We start from the raw sequence: 26,169 nt of genomic DNA, 5'->3' as shown, positions 1-26,169 counted from the left end.
TCGGGAAATGCCCGAATGGGAAGGGGAATTGGAATGAAAACCCAGAACCACGGATGCGGCTGCGAGTGCAACAGCGGCGGCTTCTGCGGCGGCTGCGGCCACGCCGGATGCGGCGGACGCCGCTAACCATCCCCGAACCCCACCAGCACCCCGCGCCCCCGGCCCACCGCCGGGGGCGCACCCATACGCGCAAGCGCCTCTTGGAGACCCAATGACCGACTACTCGCCCGGAGTCCGCGAACTCGCCCACCAGATAGGGCTCGACCCCGAACACGTCGCATACGCCGTCCGCTTCGCCTCACGCACCTTCGCCCGCGTGCAGGTGACCACCGGCATGACCCTCGACCAATTCCGCCGCCTGTTCACCCAGGACCGGCACTCCATCGTGATCGTCGCAAACATCGCCATGCGCCACGCCGGCCGCCGCGACGACGCCCAACTCCTCATGACCATCTACAAGGCCGCCGTCGGCCGCCTCCCGTACGAGCGGCCCCTGCACACCGGCGTCGGCACCCTGCCCGAGTACCACGGCCACAAGCAGGTCCAGGAGGCCGTACGCATCCTGACCGCCGCCGGAATGCCGCCCATCCACACCGACGGCGTCCACGAACTGCGCCCCGGCTTCCAGGTCATGCCCGACGACACCGGGGACCTGCCCGGCTGGGTGTTCATCAAGCCCGACCCCGACGCCAAAGCCCGCACCGGCTTCGCGGGCGGAGACCTCGGCTACCTCGCCGTCATGCGCTGGGCCGGATGGGGCGTCATCACCGAACGCCTCCCCGGCGGCCTGTACGCCGCCTGCCACCCCGACCACCGGGACAACCCCTTCCCCACCGCCCCCACCTCCTGACCCTCCCGTGCCCGGCCGCCCCGCGCGGCCGGGCACGGCCCACCAGAAAGGCATCAGCCCGTGAAGCTCCCCGTCGACGACGCCACCCTGGCGGCCTGGTCCGCCCTGCTCGGCCTCACCGACAAGCAGACCGCCGCGACCCTCGCCGAGATCGAGAACACCCTGCGCATCGGCTACGAGCACCGCCCCGACGAGCTGCGCGACGACAGCTTCGACCAGCTCATCAGCGACATGGACACCGACGAGGCGGCCCTGATGTTCCTCATCAACGGCCTGCGGCAGGCCGGGTACCCCGCCGCTGCCTACGACGTCGAGATCCGCGGCATCTTCGCCACCCTCCGGGACCTCCAGCAGACCAGCTGACCCCGCTCACCACCCCATCCACCCGCCGCCCCGGCCGCGCACCGCACACCGGGGCGGCCCCATGCGCGCCCGCAGAAAGGAACCCGCCGTCATGTCCGACGACTTCTTGCCCCGCGCGGCAGCCCCGGCCACCGCCGCGCGGCCCGCGCCGTCGTGGGCGAAGAAGCCCCCGCCCCAGTCCAAAGCCCGCCCCACCGGCAAGATCACCGCCCGCCGCTACGCCGCCCCGCGCGACCCGCACGAGCACGCCCGCAAGATCGCGGAGAACGTCCTCGAAGCCTGGTACCAGTCCTTCGGCGGCAGCAGCATCGACGTCCCCCTCGGCACCGTCGCCGGGCTCTCCCTGCTGCGCAACGTCCCCGGCCTGGCGGACTGGGTGCTCAACCTCCAGCCCGAACAACTCCCGCAGCTCCTCAAGGAGATCTACCTCGGCCACTGGATCAAGCGCCCCGACCTGATCAACCGCGCCATACGCCTCCACGACTGGGCCTGGAACCCCGACCCCGACAAGCAGCAGCTCCGCGCCGTCCACGCCGTCACCCGCGCCGCCATCAACACCGGCCTGATGGACCTCACCGGCCACGACGACCCCTGGCAACGCTCCGAAGCCGACGTCCTCAGCCCCCTGCTCACCGGCCTCCGCCACAAGAGCGACAAGAAGTGGCGCGGCGAGTACCACACGCCGGCGTGCATCACCGACCTGCTCGCCAACATGACCGTGGAAAAGGACTTCGCCAAGCCCGGCATGTCCTTCCGCGAACCCGCCGTCGGCTCCGGCACGATGTTCCGCTCCGTCGCCCAACGCCTGCGCGACCTCGGCCTCAACCCGCACGACTTCCACTGGTACGGCAACGACATCGACTCGCTGTCCGCCGGGTGCGCCGCCGTCAACGCGATCATCTGGGACCTCGGCCCGCGCTGCCTCATCGGCTGCGCCGACTCCCTCGCACCGGACGACGACTACGCCAAGACCCGCGCCGAAGCCAAAGAAGCCTTCGAGCAGCGCGACCGGTACATGGAGACCGCCAGCACGATCGTCGCCTGGCGCCGCGCCTTCGACCTGGTCGACCAGCTCATGCCCAGCAAAGAGAACGCCGCGTGACCCAACCAGTTCCCTTCGACCGACCCGGCACCACCCCCACGCCGCGCCGCCGACGCCCGGCCTTCGCCGGACCCCGCGACGAGATCGACCTGCCGCCCCTCGACCAGCTCGCCCCCACCCTCGACCCGCCGTGGAGCAAGGAGGCCACCGACACCCCCGACCGCACCGCCACCTACCAGCACCCAGAAGGCCACCGCATCGGCATCCGCGTCCAGCCCCGCGGCCTCGCCATCCAGACCTGGATCACAGCAGGCCCCGACCTGCCGCCGATACCCGACGGCACCGACATCGAGCAGGCCGAAGCACAAGCCGCCAACGACGCCCGGCTCCAGCCCGGCCGCACCTGGCACGCCGTCCTGACCACCCGCACCAGCAAGGCCCTGGCCGCCGACCTCGCCGCGCTCGTCCGCGACCGGCTGCTCCCCGCTCTTACGAACAAACCGCGCGGCATACCCGCCCCGGCACCGCCCGCCCGCATCGGGCAGCCCGACACCACCCCGCACACGGAAGGAACCCAGAAGTGAGCACGCCCGACAACACCGTCCAGGTCACCAGCCTGCCCAACCTCGCCCAGATCCTGCCGTACCTCCTCGGCCACTACCCAGACGACAGCATCGCGCTCCACGCCCCCGGCCCGAACTTCCACGACGGGCCGACCATGACATGCCCCCTGCCCGAGGTCTCGGCCGAGTGGCAGGCCACCGCCGAGAACGCCGCCCGCCAGTTCGTCGCCTACGCCCACGACCGGGGGCACGACCCCGCCCAGGGCATCATCATCTACCTCTGCCGCGAACCGCGCCCCGGCCAGAGCCCCGAGGACGCCGCCGCGCTCCTCGCCCCCATCAGCACCTGGCTCACCAACGAGTTCGTGGAGCACCGCGCCAACGTCCTCCAGACGATCGGGCTCGTCGCGAACCGGTGGTGGGCCTACGAGTGCGACATCGACGGGTGCTGCGAGGGCGAGCCGCTCCCTTCCCCCGACGACCCCACCAGCGTCGTCGCGCAGATGACCCGCCTCGGACGCACCCCCGGACCGCGCACCCGCGACATCATCAAGGAGTTCCGGGCTACGGCTGACCCAGGGTTCCTCGAGGACCTGCACACCGCCGCCGACCACTTCAACACGCGGTGCGCGACCAACGCCGAACGCGACGCCACGCTCGCCCTGACGTTGGACCAGATTGCCGCAGCCATGCGCCAGTTCCGTGACGGGGCGACCGCCCTGAGCCGCGCTCTGACCATGCAGCTCATCGTCGGCCTTCAGGACGACGCCGCCGTGGAGGCCGGCGTGGCCCACGCGGAGGACGACGACCTTCCCCACGCCCGACGTCTGTGGGCGTACCTCGCCCGGCACTGCGCCGAACCGTTTGCGCAGGAGGCCGTGCCCATCCTGACGCTGTTCGCCTTCGTCGCCTGGCGGCAGGGCGACCTCATCGCCGCCCGGCTCGCCCTGCGCAACGCCATCACGACCGACCCCGAATACGAGCTGGCCACCGGCATACACCTCGGCACCATCGACGGCGAAGACCCCCGAGACTGGCTCGCCTCCGCCCGCGAGGGCCATACCCACCGCGCGGCACACCTCCAGCACGCCGTCGAGGTCGCCAGCGAATACCGCCCCACCACCGACACCACCGCAGTGCGCTACCGCGAGGCACTCGACGCAGCTACCAGCCACTACTACGACCAGGTCCCCTCCGAAGACGAGCGTCGACGCGCCCGCTACACCACCATCGACATCGTCAACGGAGCCTTGGCCGACTTTCGCACTGGCCGTCCCCAGCTCATGGACGATATCGCCGCCCGCATCATCCTCGGCCTGCAAGATCTGCACGCGAGGGACGCCGCGCTGTCCGCCGGCGAGGAGAGCGACCTTCCCTACGAGCGGCAACTGTGGGGCTACCTCGCCCGGCGCTGCGTGCCGCCGCACACCGGAAAGGCACCGCCGCTCCTCACCCTCCTTGGATGGGTCGCCTGGCGACAAGGGGACAGCGTCACCGCCACTCACGCCTTCACCGAAGCCGTCGACATCTACCCCGGCTACACAATGGCCAAGCTGCTGCTCGACGGCATCCGCAAGGAGTGCGACCCGGCCCGGCTCCTGGCGACGTACCGCGCCGCGGCGGCGGAGTTCGCCGCAAGCCGCCCCGACCTCGACACCCTCTGACCAACACGGTGGCCCGGGCAACCGCCGGGGCCACACGCTCCGGCGACCCACCCATGACCGCCCGATAGGCCGGTTCGGCCTTCGGGGAGGACCGGATCGAGCGGCTGACCGTTGTCGGCCTGCTCGACACCTTGCTGGAGTAGCCCCGGGCCCGGGGCAGCGCCGGTCGACCACCGCCTGGACCTCGACCGGCACGGGCTCAACGGGCTGGAATCATTAACCACATGACCACCAACACCCCCGGCCCACAGGTCGCGTTCGAGACCCACGCCCACGCGTGTACCTTCCCTGCGGGCGGACCGCCCAAGGCCGCCGCAGTCGCCTACGAAGTCCGCACTGCGGCGACCGCCTTCCGCGCGGCCGGTAGCCCGGACGGCCTGGACACCACGCTGGCCGACCTGGGCTGGCTCACCGCCGCTGAACTCGGCTCCACCGCCCGGCCACTCCCCGGATGGGCCGCCCACCACGTGGCAGGCCGGCTGACGGTCACCATGCCCAACGGCACCTGGTACACCGGACCTCTTCCCCTGGACGACACGCCCGAGTGGCTCGCCCTGGCCCGCTCCCGCAGCTTCATCCTGAACGTGGCTGGCCCCGGCGTAATGACCGCCGGCCACGGCTTCTTCATGGACGCCGAACGCGTCCGGTACACCCACCCCCTTCACCGGCTGACCCGCCGCCTCTTGCCTCCGTCCGCCCCGGGCCCATGCCGCCGACCACCACCGGGTCGGTGACGGTCAACGGGCTGGAGTCCTGAAGGAATACGGGCCCTTCACCGGCAAGCGGTGCGAGCGCGACGCCGCCGCGTCTTGGAATGTTCATGACATGCCTGGCAGGTTCCGGGGGATGACTTTCCCTGCCGGGTTTCGGGGCAGTTCGGGGAGGAACGTGACGTCGCGGGGGACGGAGGGTCGCGTTAGGTTTGCACGGACGTGTGCGCGAACTTGTTCTGCGTCCAGGGACATGCCTTCACGAACTACGACAAAAGCGGCAAGGCTTTGCCCGTAGGTCGCATCGGGCACGCCAATGACCGCGACTTCGCGCACCTGCGGTAGCGCCGCAATGAGGGCCTCCACTGGTCCGGGGAAGACGTTCTCACCTCCCGAGATGATCATGTCGTCCTCCCGGCCATCCACGAAGAGCAGACCGTCGTCGCTCAGGTGCCCAAGGTCGCCCGTGGCAGTCATTCCCCGGCGCTGTTCTGGGCCGGCGATGCGCGACGTGCTCGAGATGTAGCCGCCAAAGAGCATCGCGCTTCTGACGAAGATTCGCCCAACCGAGCCGGTGGGCACCGGCTCGCCGTCTGGTCCGAGAATGGCCACCTCAATGCCCTGTGGCGGCCGACCGACAGTGTCGGGGCACCGACGCAGGTCCGACGGGACCGCGAGGCTGACACAGGAGGCCTCCGTCGAGCCGTACACGTTGTAGAGCACATCCCCGTAGGCGTCCATGAAGCGGGTGGCGAGCTGACCGCTCAACGCTGAGCCCCCCACAACCACCAGCCGCAGGGAGGCTGGTGGTTGATGCGGCAGTTCCAAAATCCTTTCCAGCATGACCGGTGCCGCAATCAGGACGGTGCAGCCCTCTTTCTCTACCATGCGCAGCGTCTCGACAGGGTTGAACCGTCGCCGCAACACGACCGTAGCTCGCAGCGACAACGCCGCCTGAAGCGCACCATGCCCCCACATTCCGAAAAGCGGCACAGCAATGAAAATCCGATCGCCGACCCGCAGGGGAATACGCGAGAGGATCGACAGAAGCGGCGCAAGACCAGGAGGTCGAGACAGCGCCGCACCCTTCGGCACGCCGGTCGTACCCGCCGTAAGCATGATGACTCGCGCGGAACGCCGTGACGTCCGTGGGGATACCCGCCGACGCGGAGTTGGCTGCTCGGCAGGGGACATACGTGGAGCCCAGAGTTCAGGCACATGAATCCGGGCCAGTCTCTTCCACGGCACTTCGACCCCCGGGATGGCGCTCGCCGAGCTGGCGAACTCAGCCTCGTGGTATAGGAGGTCGAGGCCCTGCTCTTGCACCACCTGCACCAGCTGGGGACTCTTGAGCTGGGTGTTCAGCAGCACCGCATCGGCCCCAGCCACCAGTGCCGCAGCCATTCCCTCCACGGCCCCTCGGTGGTTGCGAGACAGCACCCCAACCCGCCGTGCGGGAAACTCCTGCAGTGTCTGCGATAGCTCCTTCACCCGGCGCAGCAGCTCCCCGTAGGTGACTTGTCCATCCTCGTCCACAATCGCCACCATGTCAGGTGAGCGGGCGGCTGCCGTGTACACCTGCCCTGCCGGCCCCAGCCCCCACTTCCAAAGCGCGAGCAACTGTCGGGCCAACCGCCACGGTCGGCCCGGTCTCAGGAGACCGCTTCGCAGCAGGGCCCTTAGCATGATCCACCCTCCAAGCGTCTACCCCAGCGGCCCCGGGCGGGAATCGGGGCATACGCATCCACGTAGGGTCGGCCAGACAACTGCTGTACAGCGCCCATGACCTCGTCGGTGATGGCCCGGCTGGAGGACTCGGTGAACTCCATCGGCCTTCCAAATCGGATCGTCGCCTGCCCAACCCTTGGCAGCCACTTCCCCGGAGGCAGGATCCGGTCTGTGCCGATCACCGCTACCGGCACCACCGGGGCTCGGCTTGCCACAACGAGCCTGCCCACCCCTGTCCGCCCCCGGTAGAGGCGCCCGTCTGGCGAGCGCGTGCCCTCGGGGAAGATCCCGACGACTTTGCCATCCTCCAGCGCAGCCACGGCTACAGCAATCGCCTCCTCAGCAGCAGGTCCTCCTGAGCGATCCATCGGGATCATGCCTGTCGCCTTGAAGAACAGCCGTACGGCGAGTCCAAGCAAGCCGCGTCCGGTGAAGTACTCCTGCTTGGCTGCGAACACGACGCGCCGCCGTACCCCTAGCTGCACCAAAATCGGGTCCAGGAACGACAGGTGATCACACGCGAGAACCAGGGGCCCCTGTGCCGGAACGTGTTCGGCACCCTCAACACGCAACCTGAATAGAAGCCACAGAAACGGTCCGGGAAAGACGTAGCGCAGTGTCCAGTACAGGAGCATGTCAAATCCTCAGGCCGACGGGGGCTGAGCGCAGTTCGAGGCCACCTCGGCAAGCGGGAAGGAGCGTCAAATCGCCGGCCAGACGGAGGCTCGGGGCCTTCAGCCGGGCACGATGCTCTTCGATGAGATCCATCAACTGCACAAAGGAGTCAGGGCAGTTCAGCCGCCACCACTTTAGTCGCCCGCGGGCCGTCCGGCTGGCCGTCTGCAGGACCCTTTCATGCTCCTCCGGGTGTCCCTGAACGAGCCCGATCAACACATTGGTTCGCCCCTGCGCCAGATCGGTCCAGAAGTCGATCACGTCGTCGGCAAGCTTTCCTACGATGCCGAAGCTGGAGAACTGCTCTACCGTCTCAGGATCAGGCGCAGCCCCATTGAAGAGGCCGATTACGTGGGCAAGGCATTCGCCGAGACCGCCAGAGTCCAGGACCACGCTTTCGTAGAGTCGGTCAAAATCCGGCTTACTCTGTGTCAGTGCCACATAGCGGCCGTAGGAGCCTGAAAGCCGATCCGTCAGGAACTCCTGGATTGCGCGGCGCTCCGGATAAGCCTGCAAGAAGTCACCCAGGGCGAAGAGCCGCTCTTGCACGAGTTCCCCTGCGAAGACATCCCCTAGGTCAAGCGATCGTCCGTCGCCAAGTCGCTCCTCATATTCATCGTCGAACGCGCCGATGAGCCGGTTAAGGCGGATGATCAGCTGTCCTGTCTCCGCCCGTACCGGATAGCCAGCCAGCTCGGCGTAGCCATCCAATAGCAGGTTCATTACAGAGTCATACAACGCCACGCGCAGACGCGTCTGGGGCCGCCTACCACTAGCGAGGTCCCGGCGGTATGGCCCCGCCGCAAGATGGCAAACAAAGTGCACCAGGAAAGGGAATGACCTTGCGGCGAGTCGCAGAGGTGAGGCAACGAGCACTCCTCATCACCCCCGCAACGCCGGCGACATCACCGCAGCCGACCGCAGAAGAACTTGGATAAACAACTCGACCCTCGCAGTGGAACCACCGCTCGAAGCAAGCTCCCTGGCTTGGAAAGTCAGCTCGCGAGCCTGCCTCTCTAGATCCTGCCGAAGAATCTCCGCGACATCGAGCTTCTCGGTCAATGCCAGAAGCCAGCCCCAATCCGCATCCCGAGCATCCGGCTGGCGCAGCCGCTGCACGACCAAGTCGGCCATTCCCTGCTCGCCCTGAGTCCTTAGCACACGGCACAAGGCGATCAGCGGCCAGCTTGGCTTCCCCCCGCGCAAGTCCTCCAGGGCTGGGCGGCGCAGCACGCCGTCAGAGCCGAAGATGTCCAGATAGTCGTCCACAAGCTGGTAGAGCACTCCCGCCTTGGTCCCGAAACGGTCCGCCGACTCCACGACAGCCTCAGGTGCACCGGAAACGAAGGTCGCGATCCAGGCGGCGCAGCCGAACATGGCACCCGTCTTCCATTCAGCCATCTGTTTGTAGGGGTAATCGCCAATACCGGGATACCACCCGTCGTGCCAGCCGATGTCGATGCTCTGCCCCAGGTACAGGTGCATCGTTGCCGTCCCTACACGCCCATCGACGCGACGTTTTTCTGCGGGATCCAAGCCTGGCGAGCGATGCAGCGGCTGGAAAGAAAGGGCCCGAATCACCCCGGCGAGATTGAGTGCCGTGCTGACCCCTGACGTGGTGTGTACGGCCGGCACTCCCCGCCGATAGGCGGAGTTGTCCTGGATGTCGTCAAGGACAAGAGAGGCCAAGTGATAGAGCTCTACTCCAGTGGCCCCAGGAACCACCCGCCAGGGATCGCCACCCACGAGGTCAGCCAATGTGAACATGAGTAGCGGCCGGAGACGTTTACCTTTCCGGCGCAACTGTGCTCGGATCAGCTTCTCCATCTCGGGCACGTCTTGCCAGGGCCACCGCGCCAGCTCTTCATTGACGAGCTGATCGATCTCAGCGAGATGCTTGGCGTAATAGTCACTCAGGGCCTCAAGCATCGAATCCTCCCAGGAGGGTACGGACGACAGATCGTGGTCTCGGAAAGAGCACTGGCAGGGCCGCTGCGACGTGCTCGGGATGTCGCGCGGCGAACGCAGTGAGCATCGCTTCCCCGTCCGACGAGAGCCCGGCGTTCCTTTCGGAGAACACACGGCACTTTTGCTCCTCCTCCCATTCGCCGCTCAACTTGGCTGTTATCAGCGACATGGCGGCACTCATGTAGCGCCAGTACCCCCGAAAGTGGGTGGAACTCGGCGGTTGTCCAGCCTCCAATCGGACAAGCAGCGGCGCGAGTGCGATGAGTGCCGCAAGGAAGTCGATGTAGTCCTGCCTCATCCCCGGGAACTCGGCGTGGCGCCGCGCGAGCATCTCTGCTTGTTTCCGGACCTTGGCGTTCCCGATGCCCTTTGACCATGCGGGTTCAGCGGTCAGCCCGAGCAGGCGAAGCAAGAACACACGCTCCGCCGCCCCATCGAGTGTGGAACGGGCCAGAGAATCGCGTGCGTACGGTGGCCGGACGGCCGTCAAGGCAGGCAACGTCAAATAGGTAAGGAATACGAAAGCGCCAGCGGTCTCCAGCAGACCCTGACCAGAGTAGACCGCGCGGACTGCCGCGAGATCGGATTGATACCCGGGTGAGCGCGCGTACTGCTCCAGGTCTGGAGAATCATAAGAGAGGATCTTAATCAACCTGGGTATTCCTAATTCTGTAGTAGCATCCCGCTGGCCAGAGTGTCGATAGCGCGTGAGGCGTCTACCGGATTCCGCATCATACGCGACAGCGAACTCTTTACTTTTGGCCATTATCCGATATTCATTCACCATCACTTGATATGGCAGTGTGGGTTTCGGGCCTGGACTGCTATCCGCTCGCGTGGCGGTGGCTTGTAAGCCTCCTTTGTAGGTGGTTGGGCACAGTGCTGGGCGGACGAGGGCGTCAGGGGCCTGCGTCGCGGCAGTGGTTCGGTATCCAGGTAACTGGCTGACAGAGCAGGTCGAGCACTCGGACCATTTCGCGCTTGCGGGACCGAGGGGCGCTGCGGCGAGCTGTAGAGCGGCTCGCCCCAGCGCACAGCGAAAAGCTGCTCGACTAGGCGTATCGCAGCTCATCGGAGATTGTGCAGACGGTGACAGCCGCCTGGTCGGTGCAGTCGTCGGCCCGCTCGCGGTGTTGGTGAGGGTCTTCCTCGCGAGGCGCTCGGCGGCCGGTGGCGTCGATCTGGGCGACGCGGGCGTCGAGCAGGTCGCGGGCTGCGGCGCATGGGTGGCCTGGCGGCAGGGCGACACGGTCACCGCGCGCCACGCCCTGCGCGAGGCCCTGGACACCGACAGCACCTACAGGCTCGCCCAGCACCTTTACATGGCGATCAACCAGGGCATCCCTGCAGAAGGTTTCCTCGACGTCTGCCGCACCTCCGGACGCGAACAAGAAGCCGACGACGAAGCCGCCCTCCGCAACCACTGACCACCACCGCGGCCCCGGCCCCACGCCGCGGCCGCGCCACCCAGGAACCAGAGCCATGACGAAACGGAAGCATCCCGGAACGACCTCGCAAGACGGCTGCTCACCGCAGGAAGGGCCGCGGTTCTCCGGTCAAGACGGCGGGCCCTGTCGCATCGGTCAGGAGTTCGGCTGACGATGCCTCGCCCTACGCAGAGGCGAGGCACGTCTCCCCTCAGAAAGTGCTCCAAGCCGATGTGTGCGCCTCCGGACCATAGGGACTCCACCCGTTGAGGTGCGGCTTGAGGTCTTCCGGCTCGAAAGCCAGCCCGAACGGCATAGTCGGTAGTTGTGTAAGCGGGTCGAGGGTCTCCGCGTAGTCGCGTGCCCACCGCAACCAGGCACGAGCGGATTCGACGTCGATGTCCCCTTCCGCCGCTACATCGATCCTGCGCTCCAGAGCGTCGCAGTACTGGCGGAGCGCGTGCGCACCCTGCCACTGCCCTGCCTGCTCACGGAGAATCGTTGCGAAGTGAGCCTGAGCAGCCTTCTCTTTGGCGGCAGCCATGGCCGCTTCCCAGCGGATGCGGCGCTCTTCCTTCGCGCGTTTCTCATCCAGCTTCCTCTGCTTCTCCTCGACCGCGCGAGTCTCCAGTTCCCTGAGCACGATCCCGAGCACGTCCTCGAGTTTTGACCGCTTGCGGTCACCCCAGTGGTGCTGCCTCTTAGATCGGCTGTACCCGATGTCCAGGGCGAGCTGCTGCGAGCGGTCTGGATCAGCAGACTGGGGAAACTCCTTCTTGATAGTGACGCAGCCGGAGAAGCCTTCGATGACGATCTCCAGCACCCCTTCCCGACAACTCGCCGGGAAGTAACGGCCGTTGTAAAAGTGCGCTGAACGATGGTCACGCTCAGGGACCGACTGCTCGCGTACCTTGTATCCCCGGCGTTCCGCCTCTGCTGCGAGTCCTTGTAGCAGCAGCAAAGCACGGCGACGTAGGGAGGGCGGCATAAGGAGCCGGCGCTCGCTGTCTCGCAACGCCGCCACGACGCGGTGCGGCGAGCGCAACTGCGCAGGGACTGGAACCCGCGGATTGTCCTCCAGGGACCTCCGCCCCGAGTTGGCGTGTGGGCCGTCTACCAACGAAATTTGCAGGTCACGGCCCGCGTTCCACAACCGCTGCTTCTCGATGCGCTTGCCCTCAGGCGCGAGTCCGTGCCGCTTCGCGAAGTCGATGACACGTCGCCACTCGGTGATCTCATCCTCGTCAGGCTCTGAGATGACCACGTGGTGCTCGGCGACCAACCGCTCGACGAGCTTGGTCGCCTTAGCACGGCGTGCTACCGGGATAGGCCTTTCGCTGTATGGCGCTGGCGGCTTCTTGTGGGGGGTCGTCTGCTTGCTCGTATGAGTTGTCTTCGTCATCGTGGAGCCGCGGACCTTGCCCTTCGCTGCGGCCACCGGTGCCTTCGACTCTCCAACAGCAGCGCGCCCGCGCGCCGGATGCTCCGGGTGATGACCGTGCTCCAGGTAGAACCGCCCTGCCTCAGTAACTTCCGCCTGCCAGCCGCCACCCCGGCGGCTCACCGTCACGAGACCACGATCGCGCAGCGCATAGGTCGACCGCCGCATGCCCGGGTCCTGGGCGCCGGGATCCTCGCTGGCAGCGATGTTCCTGAGGAGCGTGAGTTGTCGATCGTTTAACGCTTTCCAGCGGTACATGCGACAAGTGCACAAGGAATCAACGTGGGTCACAAGAGTGGCCGTCGTAATGCCCGCGACCAGGGTTGTCAGGACGCAGCGGGGCGAACATGCTGGCCCCGCTCGGGTCCGACTTCGGTACTCTTGTCCGCAGACGACTGACCAGTAGAAACGCCGTATGGCTCCACCCCGGGCGAAGGGGGCGGTGTCCTTTCCGTCTGTAAGACACTCCGCTGCGTGAGAGTTCGAGACCTCGACTTCCCCCGCGCTCAACCTGCATCGATCCAGCAGACGTCCCCAAGCGACTCCTCCGGGAAGGCTCTCGGGAGACTCCCAGTGGACGCGCAGTGGACGGAAGGACCCGGAAGGATCAGGAAGGCCGGCGCGGAGCCAGAACGGCGATGGGCATCTGACCTGCGGTTATAGGAAAGACGGGGTAAGAGCCGGGACGGATCGGAAGATCAGAAAAGGACTCATAATCCGTCGGCCGTGGGTTCGAGTCCCACCCGCCCCACCAGTAACGTGCCCTGACCTGCGGAAACGTCTCTTCAGTGCCTCTGAGTCACCTACTCGGGCCCCACTGGAGAGAATCCGCTGCTCACGCGTACTGCCTGAGGTGTCGCGGCGGGTGCCGGGCGCCATTGTCAAGGCCCTGACCTGTGGTGATTTGGAAGCAAGCTCGGCTGCTGGGGGCTACGCAGTGAAGCCGAAAGCAAGATCCAGGGGACGCGCAAGGGACGCGAGGAAATGGAGAGGACCCGCAGGAAGCCGGGCAGCCCGACCGTCGTCGCCGTCACGGTCCACCCCGCCCCAGCCTGCCGGGCACCGCTCTCCGGCCGCTGTTTCGGCTTGAGATGTCGAACGTCAAGCAGGGGAGGTCATCAGAGGTTCGACCTCCGCCGTGATGGCTCCCGGCGGCCCGAGCCCCGCCCCGCCTCTGTCGCGCGGCGCCTCCCGTCCGTCGCCGGAGCACGCGCCGTCATCGCGCGTCGTGCGGAGTCGAAGTGGCCGGGATCACAGGGTGGTTCGGCCCGTGTGCGGGAATCGGGCCGTCGTCGGAGCGGTTGACGCCTGCACCCGCATTCAATGCATGCGCACATACCGCCCGGTACCCCCCGAGGAGCACCCCTGTGACCGTCACCGAGTCCGCTGCCTCCCGCGCGTCCGAGATCCTCTCCCGCCCCGTCTCGCTGAACGGCCTGACCGTTCCGAACCGCATCGTGATGGCGCCGATGACGCGCCAGTTCTCCCCTGGTGGTGTCCCCGGTGAGGACGTGCGCTCGTACTACGCCCGTCGCGCCGCAGCGGGCGTGGGCCTGATCGTCACGGAGGGGACCTACGTCGGCCACGAGTCGGCCGGGCAGAGCGACCGGGTGCCGCGCTTCCACGGTGAGGAGCAGCTCGCGGGGTGGGCGGGTGTCGCCGAAGCCGTGCACGCGGCGGGCGGCACGATCGTGCCGCAGCTGTGGCACATCGGCATGGTGCGCAAGCAGGGCGACCCGCCCTACGCCGACGCCCCCGCGGTCGGTCCCTCCGGCATTCGCCTCGACGGCACCGAGGGTGCCGGCAAGGCGATGACCCGGCGCGACCTGGACGACGTCATCGGAGCCTTCGCCGCGGCCGCCGCGGCCGCCGAGCGCATCGGCTTCGACGGCGTCGAACTGCACGGCGCCCACGGCTACCTCCTGGACCAGTTCCTGTGGTCGGGGACGAACCGCCGTACCGACGCCTACGGCGGCGACCCCGTGGCCCGTACGAAGTTCGCGGCCGAGATCGTGGCCGCCGTCCGCGAGGCCGTCTCGCCCGGTTTCCCGGTGCTCTTCCGTTACTCGCAGTGGAAGCAGGAGGCCTACGACGCCAAGCTGGCCGAGACCCCCGAGGAGCTGGAGGCGATCCTGGCCCCGCTCGCCGCGGCCGGCGTCGACGTCTTCCACGCCTCCACCCGCCGCTACTGGGTCCCGGAGTTCGACGGGTCGGACCTGAACCTCGCGGGCTGGACGAAGAAGCTCACCGGCCGGCCCACCATCACCGTCGGCTCCGTCGGCCTCGACGGCGACTTCATCCGGGCCTTCATGGGCGAGGGCGCCCCGGTCCAGGGCATCGACAACCTGCTCGACCGCCTGGAGCGTGACGAGTTCGACCTGGTCGCCGTCGGCCGCGCCCTGCTCCAGGACCCGGAGTGGGCGGCCAAGATCCTGGCGAACCGGCTCGACGAGCTGAAGCCCTACGACGTGGCGGCGCTCAAGACGCTGAGCTAGGCGGCCCCGTCCGGCTCCGTCCGGACCACCGGACGGTCCGACCGCGTTCAGCCGGCGCACGCGGGGCGGGCACCGCCGGCCGGACCGCCGAAGCGCTTCACCCTCGCCGGCCCGGGCCGACGGGGGCTCCTCACTATGGGCCGGTGCCGGTGCCGGTGCCGGTGCCGTGCCGGCCGTCGGGCTCGCCCGGCGCCGGTGGGGCGGGTGACGGGCCTGCCGCAACCCGGTCCTGAGGAGGGAGGAGCCGCCACACAGCGGACGAGTCCGAACCGGCGGCAGTGTTCCGCTCGGGCAGGCGCGCCGCATCCGGAGGTCCGGGGTGGAGTGGCCTCGCCGCCCGAAGGGCGTGGTGCCCCTCCGGAGGCCGGAGGAGAAAGCCACCGGACCGGAAAGGCCTCTCAGTCATTCCCCGCCGATGCGCGCCATGCCCCCTCCGGGCCCGGAGAACCGATTCGTCCAGGGAAAATCGCGGCCCGACGCTCGAAGATGTCGCGAAGTTCCCGGAGCTGGTGGACACCACCGAGTGGATTCGAGAATTGCCGCGGCTGTGAAGCCGCGATGTCGTACTTCACCGGGCACCGCTGAGCAGCGCTGCGGCCCAGGTGCCGCTCGTGCGGTGAGTGGGGAGGGCGTGTCGGCGGCCCCCAGTTCCTCGGTATATCGACATGTCTGCCGAAGGCGTTAGCCGACAGGTGCCGGCGGTCGTGAAGGCGACCCGGTGCTACTGGAATTCTATTAATCCCTACGGGTGGCCCGAATTCAGATTTACGGCGGTGGCCCACCAGAATGGCGGAACCCCCCGCCGCTGGAGGTCCCGTTGTCCCGCTCAGCCTCGTCGCCGTCGACCATCACGACCATCGGACTCGCCCTGTTCGCCACCCGCTGGCTCCAAGCTCCCCTGTACTTCGGGCTCGTGGCCGCGCAGGGGGTGTACGTCTACAAGTTCTTCAACGAGCTCTGGCACCTCGTCGACCACGTCGTCAGCGGGCAGGCGGACGAGACCTACGTCATGCTCGCGGTCCTCAAGCTCGTCGACGTCGTGATGATCGCCAATCTGCTGATCATGGTGATCGTGGGCGGCTACGAGACGTTCGTCTCGCGCATCGGGCTGCAGGGGCACCGGGACCAGCCCGAGTGGCTGTCGCACGTGAACTCCAACGTGCTGAAGGTGAAGCTGGCCACCGCCATCGTCGGGATCTCCTCGGTGCACCTGCTGCAGATGTTCGTGGACGTGCACCACACGCCCCGGCACGACCTGCTCTGGGGGACGGTCATCCACATGGCGTTCATCGCCTCCGCGGCGATCCTCGCGTACATGTCCGGGCCGATGGCCGCGCAGGAGCACAAGGGCCACGGCGATCGGGAGCCGCATCACCTGATGCTGCCGAGGCAGCGCGACAGGCGGAAGGCCGAGCCCGTGCAGGAAGCGGGCGGGGCCGAGGAGCCGGACGGCCGTGGGTCCGCCGCGGAGGAGCGGATCCAGGCGGCCGGCTTCCCGGCGCGCAAGCTGCTGGAGATGTTCGACGACGGGCACCTGCGGGCGCCCGAGCCGCAGGCGATCGCCCGGCTGGGGAAGGTCGACTTCGTCCCGCGCAAGCTGAACGTGGTGTTCCTCGGCGCGCCCGGCACCGGCAAGACGCACCTGGCCATCGCGCTCGGCGTACGGGCCTGCCAGGCGGGCCACCGCGTGCTGTTCGCCACCGCGGCCGAATGGGCCGACCGGCTCCGGGAGGCCAAGGCCGCCGGGCGCTTCGGCAAGCTGCTCGCCGAGCTGGACGCGTACCCGCTGCTGATCGTCGACGAGGTCGGGTACGTTCCCTTCGACGACGACACCGCCCAGCTCTTCTTCCGGCTCGTCTCCCACCGGTACGAGCGCGCGTCGGTGATCGTGACCAGCGACCGGCCGTTCGCCCGCTGGGACGAGGTCTTCGGTGACGGCGGCATCGCCTCGGCGACCGTCGACCGTCTCGTCCACCACGCGGAGGTGCTCACCCTCGAGGGCGAGAGCTACCGCTCGCGCAGGCTGGACGGGACGGCCGTCGCGGGCTGGGGAAAGCCGGGCTACTGACCCGGCGGACGAGACGGCGTGAGGGGCCCGGACGACCGTCCGGGCCCCTCACGCCGTGCGGTGCGCCCTACTCGATGACGATCTCGACCGGGATGTTGCCGCGCGTGGCCTTGGAGTACGGGCAGTACGCGTGGGTCTTCTCCAGCAGCTCGCGGCCCGCCTCGCCCTGGAGGTGGTCCGGGAGCTCGACGCGCATCACGACCGCCAGGCCGAACCCGCCGTCGGTGTCCTTGCCGATGCTGACCTCGGCCGTGACCGAGGCGTCCTTGACGTCGATCTTCTCCTGCCGGCCTATCGCCCCCATCGCGCTGGCGAAGCAGGCCGCGTAACCGGCGGCGAAGAGCTGCTCGGGGTTGGTGCCCTGGTCGTTGCCGCCCAGGGCCTTGGGGAAGCCGAGCGGAAGATCGATCTGGCCGTCGGAGCTGACGGCGCGGCCCTCCCGGCCGTTGGCGGTCGCGACAGCGGTGTACAGGGCGTCCATGGGGTCTGTCCTCTCGCGTGATGAGTGCTTGAGGTAATTAATAGCGGTCGATTAAGTTGTGCGCAACTAAATCGCGCGCTGTGTGACCCACGTATCCTGGACGCATGCACACGACCGGCCCCGGGGGCGCGCGGGACGAGGACTTCCTCCGCCTCGACCACCAGATCTGCTTCTCGCTGCACGCCGCCACGCGCGCCTTCAACGGCGTCTACCGCACCGTCCTCAAGGACCTCGGCCTCACGTACCCCCAGTACCTGGTCATGCTGGTCCTCTGGGAGCACGGCGAGCTGCCCGTCAAGCGCATCGGCGCACACCTGCGCCTCGACTCCGGCACCCTCTCCCCGCTGCTCAAGCGCCTGGAGGGCGCCGGCTACGTGGAGCGCCGGCGCAGTCCCGAGGACGAGCGGTCCGTCACCGTCCGCACCACTCCGGCAGGGGCCGGGCTGCGCGAGCGGGCCGTCGGCGTCCCGCGGCGGATCGCCGCCGCGACCGGGATGTCGCTCGACGAGGTCCGCGAGCTGCGCGCCCGCCTCGACGAGCTGACCGCCGCGCTGGACCTGGCCGACAGCGACCTGGCCGACAGCGACCTCACCGAAGGCGACCTGCGCGAGGGGGCGTGCATGGAGGAGGCTCCGTAACGCTCGGCCGGGGTGCGGGCAGGCCGGAGCGTCAGTCCAGGTGCGCGTCCAGGGCCGCCTCAGCGGACGCCCACGGCGCGGCCGCCTGCCGCTGGGCGCGGCGTCCGCGTCCCGCAGGGCGGTGGGCGCCCGCTGCCTCCGGCGGAACGCGGCGACGTGGAACGAACGGCGGTCCGGGCGCGGACGGCACTGGGGGAGGGGTACGGGGCGCTGTTCGCACGCGGCGCGGTCCTGTCACCGGAGGCGTAAGTGGCCGAGGTGGCGGTGGTCGAGACAGGGGTGGCCGAGGCGGCGACCGCCGCGACGGCGGAAGACGCGGACCTGGAGGCAGGGAAAGGCGCGGACGCGGGCGTGCCGGAGGCGGGCCTGGAGGCGGGGGAAGCCTCGGACGTGGACGTGCCGGAGGCGGGGGAAGCCGCTCTGGTGGCGGAGGCGGCCCGCGCTGGCCGGGGTCCGCCTGTCCGGCCCCGCCCGCCGCGTACCGCCGCGCGCGGGGGATCGTCACACGATGCCCCGGACCACCCCCAGCTCCACCAGGTCCTGCGGGCGCAGACGCAGTTGCTCGGCCGTGTGCGGGGCGTCCTCGGGCGGGCGTTTGAGTATCGCCGCCGCCAGCTCCGGGGCGATCACCGAGAAGTAGCTGTCGGGCGTGGCCCAGGTGTTGTCCGGCGCGGCCAGCGCCAGTGCCCCGCCCGATCCGCCCTCGCCGATCAGCAGCGTGGTCACCGGTACGCGGGCGCCGGCGACGGCCGCGAAGGCGTCCGCGATCGCCGCGCCCGCGCCCGCCCGCTCGGCCTCGTCATCGTTGGCCGCGCCCGGAGTGTCGACGAGCGTGAGCACCGGCACGCCCAGCCGGTCCGCGAGCCGGATCACCCGCGCAGCCGTCCGGTAACCGGCCGGGCGGGTCGCGGTGCCGCACTGCGCGACGTACGCGACCGCACGCCCGTCGGCGCGCACTCCCACCCCGCACAGCACCCCCGGGTCCGTACCGCCGCAGCGGTCGCCGGCGAGCGGCAGACGGTGCGAGAAGTACCGGTCCAGGTATGCCTCGGCGCGGGGGCGTGCGGCGTCGCGGGCCAGGCCCACCGCGGCCCAGCCGGTGGCGGGGAGCGGCCGTGCGCCGAGGGCGGAGGGCGGCTCCACGGGACCCGGCGCGGGGCTCGTCAGCGCGGCCAGCCAGTCCGTGACCGTCCTCCGCAGCTCCTCGGGGTGTACGACGGCGTCGATGTGTCCCGCCGCCAGCTGGCCCTCGGCCGTGTACGCCGCCGGGTCCGCGTCCGGCGGCCGCACCCGCGAGCCGGCGAACCCGATCTGCGCGCCGGGCAGCGCCAGCACGACATCGGCGCCCGCGCCGACCGTCGCCCAGCCACCGCCGGTCGCGGGATCGCGCAGCACGGCGATGTACGGCACGCCCGCCTCCCGCAGCAGCACCGTCGCCCGGGCCACCCGCTGGAGCTGGGTCAGCGCGACCATGCCCTCCTGCATGCGGCTGCCGCCCGTGGCGACGAGCGAGACCAGCGGGACGCGCCGCTCGCGCGCCAGGCAGTAGGCGTCCTCCAGGCGGTCGCCGGCCCGTTCGCCCAGCGAGCCGCCGAGGAACCCGAACTCGAAGGCGAGGACGACGCAGGGCCGGCCGCCGACGGTGGCCGTGCCGTGGAGGACGGACTCCTCCTCGCCCGTACGGGCCGCGGCACGCGCGCGTGAAGCGCCGTAACCCTCCCAGGACAAGGGCCCGTCGGGCGCGGTGGCCCGGGCGGGGAGCAGGTGTTCGGTGAAGTCGTCGGTGAGGAGCGCGACGGCCTCCCGGGCGGACAGCCGGGAGTCCGCGGGCCGTGAGCCCTCGGGCCCGGAGGCCGCGGGCCGGGAACTTCCGTGGCGGGAGGCTTCCGGCCGGGAGCCCTCGGGCCGGGGGACCTCAGGCATCGAGGGCCCGCTTCATGATCTTGCCCATGTCGTTGCGGGGCAGCGCGTCGAGGTGGCGTACCACGCGCGGGCGCTTGTGCGGGGCGAGCTGGGCCGCCACGTGGTCGGCCAGTTCCTCCGCGCCGGGCGGGTTGCCGGGGTCCGCGGGGACGACCCAGGCGACGATCCGTTCCCCCAGGTCCGGGTCCGGCTCGCCGGTGACGGCGGCCTCGCGCACGCCCGGGTGGTCCAGGAGCGCGTTCTCGATCTCCCCGGCCCCGATCTTGTAGCCGCCGCTCTTGATCAGGTCGGTCGCCTTGCGCCCCACGATCCGTACCGAACCGTCCGCGTCCCGCACCGCCATGTCGCCCGTGCGGAACCAGGTGCCGTCGAACGCCGCGGCCGTGGCGTCGGGCCGGTTCAGGTACTCCGTGAACAGGTTCGGGCCGCGCACCTGGATCTCGCCGACCGTCTCCCCGTCGTACGCGGTGATCTCCGTGCCGTCCTCCTCCACCAGGCGCAGGTCGACGCCGCGCAGGGGCACGCCGACGGAGCCGGGGCGCGGCTCCGCGTCCACACGGACGGAGGTGTTCATGAGGGTCTCGGTCATGCCGTACCGCTCGATCACACGCCGCCCGGTCGCGGCGGAGATCCGCTCGTGGTCGTGGAGCGGCAGCGCCGCCGAGCCGGAGACCAGCAGCCGTGCGCCGGAGAGCGCCTTGGCCAGCTCGGCGTCCTCGGGCAGGGCCTCGGCCAGGCGGTGGTACATCGTCGGTACGCCGAACAGCATGGTCCCGCCGGACGCCAGCTCCCGCGTCACGCCTTCCGCGCCGAACCTGCCCAGGTGGCGCACCGATCCGCCGCGCCGCAGCGGGCCGAGGACGCCCAGGATCAGCCCGTGGACGTGGAACAGGGGCAGGGCGTGCACCAGGACGTCGTCGGACGTCCAGGCCCAGGCGTCCTCCAGCGCGTCGAGGCTCGCGGCGATGGCGCGGCGGGAGAGGACCACGCCCTTGGGCGGGCCTGTCGTGCCGGAGGTGTAGACGATGAGCGCGGGCGCTTCGGGGTCCTGGGCGTCCTCGGCCCGCTGCGGCGCGTCCTGCCTGTCCGTGGCCTCCTGCCCGTGGCCCGGGAGCCGTCCTGCCGGGCCGTCGGGGGCGAGGTCCAGGCGCGGTACGCCGGCGAGCGGGGCGGGCAGTTCGTCGCCCGGTGCGGCGAGCACCAGGGAGGGTCGGCTGTCGGTGACGATGTGCGTCAACTCGCGCTCGCCGGTCTTGGGGTTGAGCGGTACGGCGGGGACGCCGGCGAGCAGCGCGGCGACCACCGCGACGGCGGTCTCCAGCGTGGGCGTGGCCCACACGGCGACGCGGTCCGCTCCGGCGAGCCGCGTGGCCACGGCACCCGCCGCGGCGCCGAGTTCGCCGTACGTGAGCGCGCGGTCCCGCTCGGCGGAAGGGTCCGGCGCACCGGACCGGCCCGGCTCACCGAAGCGCAGCGCGGGCCGGTCCGGCCGCTCGGACAGGGCCGGGAACAGGGAGCTCACAGGTGGTCCTCCTCGCGTTGCTGCACAGGCTGGTCATCCCGGGGCGCGGGTCCCACCATTCTCCCCACCCGGGCCGAGGGGGAAAGCGATGCCGGGTGTGCTCTTCGCCGCTGTCCAGGGCCCGCGCCGGCGGTCAGGAGCGGCCCCGGCGGCCCGGCCGGTCCCGTCCGCTCCGGTGCCCGCACCCGCACCAGGACGTGGGCCGGATGGTGCGCATGCACCGGTACGTGTACACGCAGCCCGCCGGCGCCAGGCGCGACAGCTCCCCGGTCACCCGCAGCCGGCCCGCCCCGCGCGGGCGCGTGCTCAGGGAGACCGGGGGCAGGGAGGCCGCGGTTGGGGGCCGCCCGACCGCCGCGCGGTGCTGCGCCGGACGGTGTACGAGCGTCCACGCGGCTCACGGGAGGGGCAGCGCCACCTTCACCGCGTACACGGCCACCAGCCCGTACCCGGCCCGGAAGGTCCACTTCCGTACGGTGCCGGAGATCCGCGCCCCGGCGAAGGAACTCGCCGCGACGAGGAGCTGCTGCCAGGCGAGGGAGGCGACGAAGACGCCCGCCACGAACACCGCTCCGGCCGCCCCGCCGGTGAGGGCGGCGCCCTGCGCGGTGGTGAGCGCGGCGAAGTAGAGCGCGGTGGTGGGGTTGACGAGCGTCAGTCCCGCGAACCGCGCGAAGGTGCGGGCGGCGGTGGGGGTGTGCCGCCCGGCCGCCGGACCTGTGGTGTCCGCCGGACCTGCGGGGCCTGCCGTGGTGCCGGCTTTCCGGGGGGCCCTCCGGCTCACCGCCGCACCGCCCGCATGGCCCGCGGTGCCGCTCGGTGCGGGGGCCGGCGCGGTGGCCGGTCCGGGGCGCGGCCGCTCCGCCGCGCCGGGTTCACCGGCGCGGCGCGACGTCCACAGCCCGTGCATCGCGATGGCGAGCAGGACGGCGGCGGACACCAGCCGTACCCAGGCTTCGACGCCGGAGAGGGCGGCCGAGACCAGCGGTCCCAGCGCGGTGGCCAGCGCCGCGTACCCGAGGTCCACGACGGCCACGGCCGACGCGGCGGCCACGGCTCCGCGCCGGTCGCGCATGCCCTCCTGCACCAGCAGCACGCCGACGGCGCCCAGGGGCATGGCCACCCCGAGCCCGGCGGCCGCACCGGCGAGGGCGGTCGTCCACATGTCGCTCACCGGGTCACGATGGCGGGGCGGGTGCGGCCCGCGCGAGCGAATTTCGCCATGCCCGGCCGAGGGCCGGGCCCCGCACCGCAAGGCCGTCTCAGAGGTGCGACCGCCAGATGAACACGGTGCTGCGGCTGCCGTCCTGCGAGGTCCGCCCGGAGCGCATCGGGGGTGGGCGGGCGGTACGCCGCACGACCGCGGATCGGCCGTCAGGTCGTCCAGGGACAGCGGTCGCGGACCGGCCGTCAGGTCGTCCCGGCACAGCGGTCGCGGATCCCGGACGAGTGCGCCCAGCACTCCGCTGCGCCGTCGGGCAGCCGGCCGATGCGCTGCCGCTCGGCAGCGGTCATGCCGGCCGTGTACAGCTCGGCGAGCCGGCCGTGCCCGGGGTCGACCACGCCGGGCGCGCCGTACCGCGCGCCGGTCAGCTCCGCGGCCGATCCACGAGGTGCTGGAGCGTACCGCGCAGTTCGATGGCGGTGCCGACGCTCAGGACCGCTTCGAGGAGAAGCGGCAGCCCGCGTGCGGGCTCGGTCACTCCGCTTCGGCGAGCGGATTCAGCGTCAGCGGCTGGATACGGCCTTCCAGCATCGCCCCCAGCCCGAGGACGGCGCAGATGTCCGGCCGCTCGGCGATGTGCACCGGCATCCCGGTCGCGTCGCGCAGCATCTGGTCCAGGCCCGGCAGCAGCGCGCTGCCGCCGACCATCATGACGCCGCGGTCGACCAGGTCCGCCACCAGGTCCGGCGGGCAGTCGCGCAGGATCTTGCCGATGCCGTCGAGGACGGCCGTCAGCGGGGTGTGCAGCGCCTGGCGTACCGCGGCGGTGTCGACGAGCACCGAACGCGCCAGGCCCGTGGCCACGTCCCGCCCGTGGATCTCGGTGGAGGCGGGGCCGGCCGGGGTGAGACCGTTGCCGTGCAGGGCCAGCTGGAGGGGGCGTACCGACTGGCTGGGCAGCATCAGCTCGTGCTGGTGGCGCAGGTACTGGATGACCGCGTGGTCGATGGCGTTGCCGCCGATCGGGATGCGCTCCGCGGTGACGATCGCGCCGAGCGAGAGGACCGCCACCTGGGTGGTGGCCGCGCCGCACACCAGGATCATGGTGGCGGTCGGCTGCTCCACCGGCAGGCCGCAGCCGACGGCCGCCGCGATGAGTGTGTCCACCAGCTCGACACGCCGGGCGCCGAGGCCGACGAGCGTCTCGACGGTGGCGCGCTGGGCGAGCGGATCGCTGCCGTGCGGGGTGCACGCGGCGGCGCGCAGCAGCGGCTTGCGGCGCAACTGGCGGCGGAGCTTCTCGCCCAGGAGGTGGCGCAGCATGCGCTGGGCCATCTCGATGTCCACGACGGTGCCGCCGGAGACAGGGCGTGCGACGCGGATGTAGTCGGGGGTGCGCCCGGTCATCTTCTCCGCGAACTCACCGACGGCGATCAGCGCACCCGTACGGGTGTTGACGGCGGCCACGCTCGGCTCGTCCACGACGAGTCCGACGCCCTTGACGAAGACCCGGGTCCTGGCTGCACCCAGGTCGACTCCCACATGGCAGCGGCGCAACTGCTCAAGACTGACGGTCACGGTGAGGATCCTCCCGAGAGCGGTACGTCTTCGCATCGTCCGGTCACGGGGCGCGCGGCGCGCGCTGGGGGAGCTGACGGGGTGACAGGCGGGCGGTGCGCACTCCTCGTAGAAGCCGCTCGCCACGGAGGCGGCCGCTCCCGGCGAGCCGCCGCTCGTCACGAAGGCCGCTGTCCACGAGGCTGGCTCCCCGCCGAGGCCGCGCTCCTCACACGAGCCGCTGGAGCAGCCCCCACGTGAACTCGGCGACGCACGGCTGTCCGTCCGGCAGCGTGAAGGCCAGGCGCCACCGCGTGGGCGCGCTGCCCTCCAGCGGCCGGGCCGGGGGGAAGGCGCGTGCCACCTCGTCGACCGTGCAGCTCCAGGGACGCAGGTCTGCGGCCGTCCGCAGCTCAGGGCCCGGCGCGCCGGGTGCCCGGACGAGCCACTCGTTCCACACGGCGCCTCCGCGACCGGGCGCCGTGAGCACCTCGAACCGCAGGTCGGGCCAGAGCGGTACGGGCCACAGCAGGGCGTCGCACTCCAGGTCGCCGATCCTGCGCCGGGTCCGCGATTCGGGCTCGCCGAGCACGGACCGGTAGCGGGCCGCCGCCCCCCGGCCGCGGGGCGCGCGCACCATGGCCTGCCAGCGGCGGTTCGCCTCCCGCATGTCGGCGATCGACGCCCCGAGCTCGCGGCGGGCGTCCTCGACCAGGCTCGGCTGGAAGTCGGCCATCCGGCGCAGCAGGACGAGCTGGAAGGCGCGCGGCCCGAAGGGAGAGGGGCCCGATGGGATGGGCGCGGAGGGTACGGAGTCGGGGGGTTCCTTGTCCATCATGCGGACATCCTGCCTGTTCCGGCTGTATCGGATGAACGGAGCGGACACGCCGGGCAGCAGCCGTTTCCACACAGGATCCTCACAGCACCGGCTATCTCAGGTGTCGAACACCTGCATACTCTGCGGGCGCCATGGATTTCTGCCACCAGTGTCAGCGGCATCTCAACGGCGCCCTGGCCTGTGCCGGCTGCGGAACGCCCGCCGAGGAGCTCCGGCACGTAGACCCGCACCTGTCCGCGGCGGACGACCTCGTCATCGAGCTGCGCCGGGACGAGGAGATGCCGCCCGCGGCGCCTCGCCGTGCCCGCTCCCAGGCAGCCGCCCGCTCCGGGACCAGCCGGTCCGAGGACGGTGACGGCCCGCGGGCGGGCGCCCGCCGCCGGGGACGCCCGGCCGGCCGCCGTGCCCGCAGGCGCCGCGGCCGCAAGCTGGTCATCGGCCTGTCCGCCCTGGTGCTGGCCGCGGGGGCGCTGAGCCTGGCGGAGCTGGCCATGGAGCACCCGGGCGAGGACGGCGCCGCCACCGCCGTGCAGCAGGACGACACGGTGGAGACCGCTCAGCCGGCCCCGGACCGGCCTTCGGGTGACGACGAGCTGCCGGACGGCCCGAGTCCGGTGAACGAACCGGTCGCGGCGACCTCCGCCTCCCCGGACCCCTCCGACGACGCGTCGGCCGGCACCGGCCGGCCGTCGGGCGGGCCGAGCGCGTCCGGTTCCCCGGGCACCCCGTCCCCGGGCGCCTCCGCGCCGGGAGCGGACGGCGAGCCGGGCGTCCCGGGCGAACCCGGTGCCTCCGGCGGCCCCGACAGCCCCGGCGAACCGGGCGACCCCGCCCCCGGGAAGCCCGCGCCGGGTGACCCGGACCCGGGTAACGGCGGCGAGCCGGGCGGCGGTCAGCAGCCTCCTTCGGACCCCGATCCGGACCCGGGCCCCCCGTCGGAGCCCACGCCCACGCCCACCGAGACCTGCGACTGGTTCCTCTGGTGGTGTGTTTGAGGAGGCTTCCGCGGACCGTGCCGGGCGGATGCCCGCCGCCATGCTCACGACGTCCG

At 70.6% G+C, this 26,169-nt stretch carries 24 protein-coding genes; 11 read left to right on the top strand and 13 right to left on the bottom strand.

The features are described 5' to 3' along the window. Window positions 1-211: 211 nt before the first annotated feature. The 6 genes from IH00_RS37020 (at window position 212) to IH00_RS0105160 (ending at window position 5,216) form a co-directional block, all read left to right on the top strand. On the top strand, window positions 212-850 hold the full coding sequence (locus IH00_RS37020; RefSeq protein WP_039946250.1) for a hypothetical protein: 639 nt from the start codon (window positions 212-214) through the stop codon (window positions 848-850). Between the two features lie 60 nt (window positions 851-910). Continuing rightward, window positions 911-1,213, top strand: a complete 303-nt coding sequence (locus tag IH00_RS0105180) for a hypothetical protein (protein WP_031070049.1) — start codon at window positions 911-913, stop codon at window positions 1,211-1,213. A 91-nt stretch (window positions 1,214-1,304) separates the two neighbouring features. Continuing rightward, entirely contained in the window at window positions 1,305-2,315 is a 1,011-nt protein-coding gene (locus IH00_RS0105175) for an N-6 DNA methylase (RefSeq protein ID WP_031070047.1), read from the top strand. Next, complete coding sequence (locus tag IH00_RS42615) at window positions 2,312-2,839, top strand: hypothetical protein (RefSeq protein ID WP_031070045.1); 528 nt, start codon at window positions 2,312-2,314, stop codon at window positions 2,837-2,839. Before IH00_RS0105175 ends, IH00_RS42615 begins: the two co-directional genes overlap by 4 nt. Continuing rightward, entirely contained in the window at window positions 2,836-4,482 is a 1,647-nt protein-coding gene (locus IH00_RS0105165) for a DUF4192 family protein (RefSeq protein WP_031070044.1), read from the top strand. The genes IH00_RS42615 and IH00_RS0105165 overlap by 4 nt, the downstream gene beginning before the upstream one ends. A gap of 224 nt (window positions 4,483-4,706) precedes the next feature. After that, on the top strand, window positions 4,707-5,216 hold the full coding sequence (locus tag IH00_RS0105160; RefSeq protein ID WP_031070041.1) for a hypothetical protein: 510 nt from the start codon (window positions 4,707-4,709) through the stop codon (window positions 5,214-5,216). Between the two features lie 84 nt (window positions 5,217-5,300). Here IH00_RS0105160 and IH00_RS0105155 read toward each other — a convergent pair whose 3' ends face one another. From IH00_RS0105155 to IH00_RS42610, 5 genes are all read right to left on the bottom strand, one after another. Then, entirely contained in the window at window positions 5,301-6,878 is a 1,578-nt protein-coding gene (locus IH00_RS0105155; RefSeq protein ID WP_031070040.1) for an AMP-binding protein, read from the bottom strand. Then, window positions 6,872-7,555: a lysophospholipid acyltransferase family protein gene (locus tag IH00_RS0105150; RefSeq protein WP_052411173.1), complete on the bottom strand. Its 684-nt coding sequence runs from the start codon at window positions 7,553-7,555 to the stop codon at window positions 6,872-6,874. The genes IH00_RS0105155 and IH00_RS0105150 overlap by 7 nt, the downstream gene beginning before the upstream one ends. Window position 7,556: 1 nt before the next feature. After that, the gene (locus tag IH00_RS0105145) at window positions 7,557-8,318 is read right to left on the bottom strand and encodes a hypothetical protein (protein WP_031070038.1); all 762 of its coding nucleotides are present in this window, start codon (window positions 8,316-8,318) and stop codon (window positions 7,557-7,559) included. Between the two features lie 159 nt (window positions 8,319-8,477). After that, entirely contained in the window at window positions 8,478-9,524 is a 1,047-nt protein-coding gene (locus IH00_RS38765; RefSeq protein WP_052411172.1) for a polyprenyl synthetase family protein, read from the bottom strand. Continuing rightward, window positions 9,517-10,215 carry a hypothetical protein gene (locus IH00_RS42610; RefSeq protein ID WP_158827668.1) on the bottom strand — a complete coding sequence of 233 codons (699 nt, stop codon included), beginning with the start codon at window positions 10,213-10,215 and terminating at the stop codon, window positions 9,517-9,519. Before IH00_RS42610 ends, IH00_RS38765 begins: the two co-directional genes overlap by 8 nt. 484 nt (window positions 10,216-10,699) lie before the next feature. On the opposite strand from IH00_RS42610, the gene IH00_RS42605 reads away from it, so the two are divergent. Continuing rightward, window positions 10,700-10,990 carry a DUF4192 family protein gene (locus IH00_RS42605; RefSeq protein WP_031070034.1) on the top strand — a complete coding sequence of 97 codons (291 nt, stop codon included), beginning with the start codon at window positions 10,700-10,702 and terminating at the stop codon, window positions 10,988-10,990. 211 nt (window positions 10,991-11,201) lie between these two features. Here IH00_RS42605 and IH00_RS0105125 read toward each other — a convergent pair whose 3' ends face one another. Continuing rightward, window positions 11,202-12,689 carry a hypothetical protein gene (locus tag IH00_RS0105125; protein ID WP_031070032.1) on the bottom strand — a complete coding sequence of 496 codons (1,488 nt, stop codon included), beginning with the start codon at window positions 12,687-12,689 and terminating at the stop codon, window positions 11,202-11,204. Window positions 12,690-13,798: 1,109 nt separating this feature from the next. On the opposite strand from IH00_RS0105125, the gene IH00_RS0105115 reads away from it, so the two are divergent. Both IH00_RS0105115 and istB read left to right on the top strand, forming a co-directional pair. Continuing rightward, a complete protein-coding gene (locus tag IH00_RS0105115) occupies window positions 13,799-14,926 on the top strand; it encodes an NADH:flavin oxidoreductase (protein ID WP_031070031.1) in 1,128 nt (375 codons plus the stop codon). An 817-nt stretch (window positions 14,927-15,743) separates the two neighbouring features. Continuing rightward, entirely contained in the window at window positions 15,744-16,994 is a 1,251-nt protein-coding gene (gene istB, locus IH00_RS45220) for an IS21-like element helper ATPase IstB (RefSeq protein WP_234334766.1), read from the top strand. 67 nt (window positions 16,995-17,061) lie between these two features. Here the strand turns inward: istB and IH00_RS0105105 are convergent, their stop codons facing one another. After that, window positions 17,062-17,475, bottom strand: coding sequence for an organic hydroperoxide resistance protein (locus IH00_RS0105105; protein ID WP_031070027.1), 414 nt, complete (start codon window positions 17,473-17,475; stop codon window positions 17,062-17,064). Between the two features lie 104 nt (window positions 17,476-17,579). Between IH00_RS0105105 and IH00_RS0105100 the strand changes: the two genes are divergently transcribed. Next, window positions 17,580-18,113 (top strand): MarR family winged helix-turn-helix transcriptional regulator, encoded by a 534-nt coding sequence (locus tag IH00_RS0105100; protein ID WP_052411171.1) that lies wholly within the window; start codon window positions 17,580-17,582, stop codon window positions 18,111-18,113. A gap of 501 nt (window positions 18,114-18,614) precedes the next feature. On the opposite strand, the gene IH00_RS0105095 is transcribed toward IH00_RS0105100, so the two are convergent. The 6 genes from IH00_RS0105095 to IH00_RS0105060 all read right to left on the bottom strand — a co-directional run bounded on the left by IH00_RS0105095 (window position 18,615) and on the right by IH00_RS0105060 (window position 25,115). After that, window positions 18,615-19,928, bottom strand: a complete 1,314-nt coding sequence (locus IH00_RS0105095; RefSeq protein WP_031070024.1) for a carboxyl transferase domain-containing protein — start codon at window positions 19,926-19,928, stop codon at window positions 18,615-18,617. Window positions 19,929-20,028: 100 nt separating this feature from the next. Beyond that, entirely contained in the window at window positions 20,029-21,558 is a 1,530-nt protein-coding gene (locus IH00_RS0105090; RefSeq protein ID WP_031070023.1) for an acyl-CoA synthetase, read from the bottom strand. 397 nt (window positions 21,559-21,955) lie between these two features. After that, window positions 21,956-22,723, bottom strand: coding sequence for a LysE family transporter (locus tag IH00_RS37015; RefSeq protein WP_039946247.1), 768 nt, complete (start codon window positions 22,721-22,723; stop codon window positions 21,956-21,958). 245 nt (window positions 22,724-22,968) lie between these two features. Beyond that, window positions 22,969-23,121: a hypothetical protein gene (locus tag IH00_RS45215; RefSeq protein WP_324615772.1), complete on the bottom strand. Its 153-nt coding sequence runs from the start codon at window positions 23,119-23,121 to the stop codon at window positions 22,969-22,971. Between the two features lie 136 nt (window positions 23,122-23,257). Further along, window positions 23,258-24,301: a rod shape-determining protein gene (locus tag IH00_RS0105065; protein WP_031070020.1), complete on the bottom strand. Its 1,044-nt coding sequence runs from the start codon at window positions 24,299-24,301 to the stop codon at window positions 23,258-23,260. A gap of 208 nt (window positions 24,302-24,509) precedes the next feature. After that, a complete protein-coding gene (locus IH00_RS0105060) occupies window positions 24,510-25,115 on the bottom strand; it encodes a hypothetical protein (protein WP_052411206.1) in 606 nt (201 codons plus the stop codon). A gap of 134 nt (window positions 25,116-25,249) precedes the next feature. Between IH00_RS0105060 and IH00_RS0105055 the strand changes: the two genes are divergently transcribed. Continuing rightward, window positions 25,250-26,113 carry an SCO2400 family protein gene (locus IH00_RS0105055; protein ID WP_031070015.1) on the top strand — a complete coding sequence of 288 codons (864 nt, stop codon included), beginning with the start codon at window positions 25,250-25,252 and terminating at the stop codon, window positions 26,111-26,113. Window positions 26,114-26,169 lie beyond the last annotated feature (56 nt).

This window comes from Streptomyces sp. NRRL S-118 (genome assembly GCF_000716335.1).
In the GTDB taxonomy this organism is placed as follows: Bacteria; Actinomycetota; Actinomycetes; order Streptomycetales; family Streptomycetaceae; genus Streptomyces.
This window is presented reverse-complemented; position numbering and strand designations above follow the sequence as displayed.

Coding starts and splice junctions, on each gene's coding strand:
- IH00_RS37020 (WP_039946250.1), top strand. CDS start 212: ATGACCGACTACTCGCCCGGAGTCCGCGAACTCGCCCACCAGATAGGG.
- IH00_RS0105175 (WP_031070047.1), top strand. CDS start 1,305: ATGTCCGACGACTTCTTGCCCCGCGCGGCAGCCCCGGCCACCGCCGCG.
- IH00_RS0105160 (WP_031070041.1), top strand. CDS start 4,707: ATGACCACCAACACCCCCGGCCCACAGGTCGCGTTCGAGACCCACGCC.
- IH00_RS0105155 (WP_031070040.1), bottom strand. CDS start 6,878: ATGCTAAGGGCCCTGCTGCGAAGCGGTCTCCTGAGACCGGGCCGACCG.
- IH00_RS0105150 (WP_052411173.1), bottom strand. CDS start 7,555: ATGCTCCTGTACTGGACACTGCGCTACGTCTTTCCCGGACCGTTTCTG.
- IH00_RS0105145 (WP_031070038.1), bottom strand. CDS start 8,318: ATGAACCTGCTATTGGATGGCTACGCCGAGCTGGCTGGCTATCCGGTA.
- IH00_RS38765 (WP_052411172.1), bottom strand. CDS start 9,524: ATGCTTGAGGCCCTGAGTGACTATTACGCCAAGCATCTCGCTGAGATC.
- IH00_RS0105125 (WP_031070032.1), bottom strand. CDS start 12,689: ATGTACCGCTGGAAAGCGTTAAACGATCGACAACTCACGCTCCTCAGG.
- IH00_RS0105105 (WP_031070027.1), bottom strand. CDS start 17,475: ATGGACGCCCTGTACACCGCTGTCGCGACCGCCAACGGCCGGGAGGGC.
- IH00_RS0105100 (WP_052411171.1), top strand. CDS start 17,580: ATGCACACGACCGGCCCCGGGGGCGCGCGGGACGAGGACTTCCTCCGC.
- IH00_RS37015 (WP_039946247.1), bottom strand. CDS start 22,723: ATGTGGACGACCGCCCTCGCCGGTGCGGCCGCCGGGCTCGGGGTGGCC.
- IH00_RS0105060 (WP_052411206.1), bottom strand. CDS start 25,115: ATGGACAAGGAACCCCCCGACTCCGTACCCTCCGCGCCCATCCCATCG.
- IH00_RS0105055 (WP_031070015.1), top strand. CDS start 25,250: ATGGATTTCTGCCACCAGTGTCAGCGGCATCTCAACGGCGCCCTGGCC.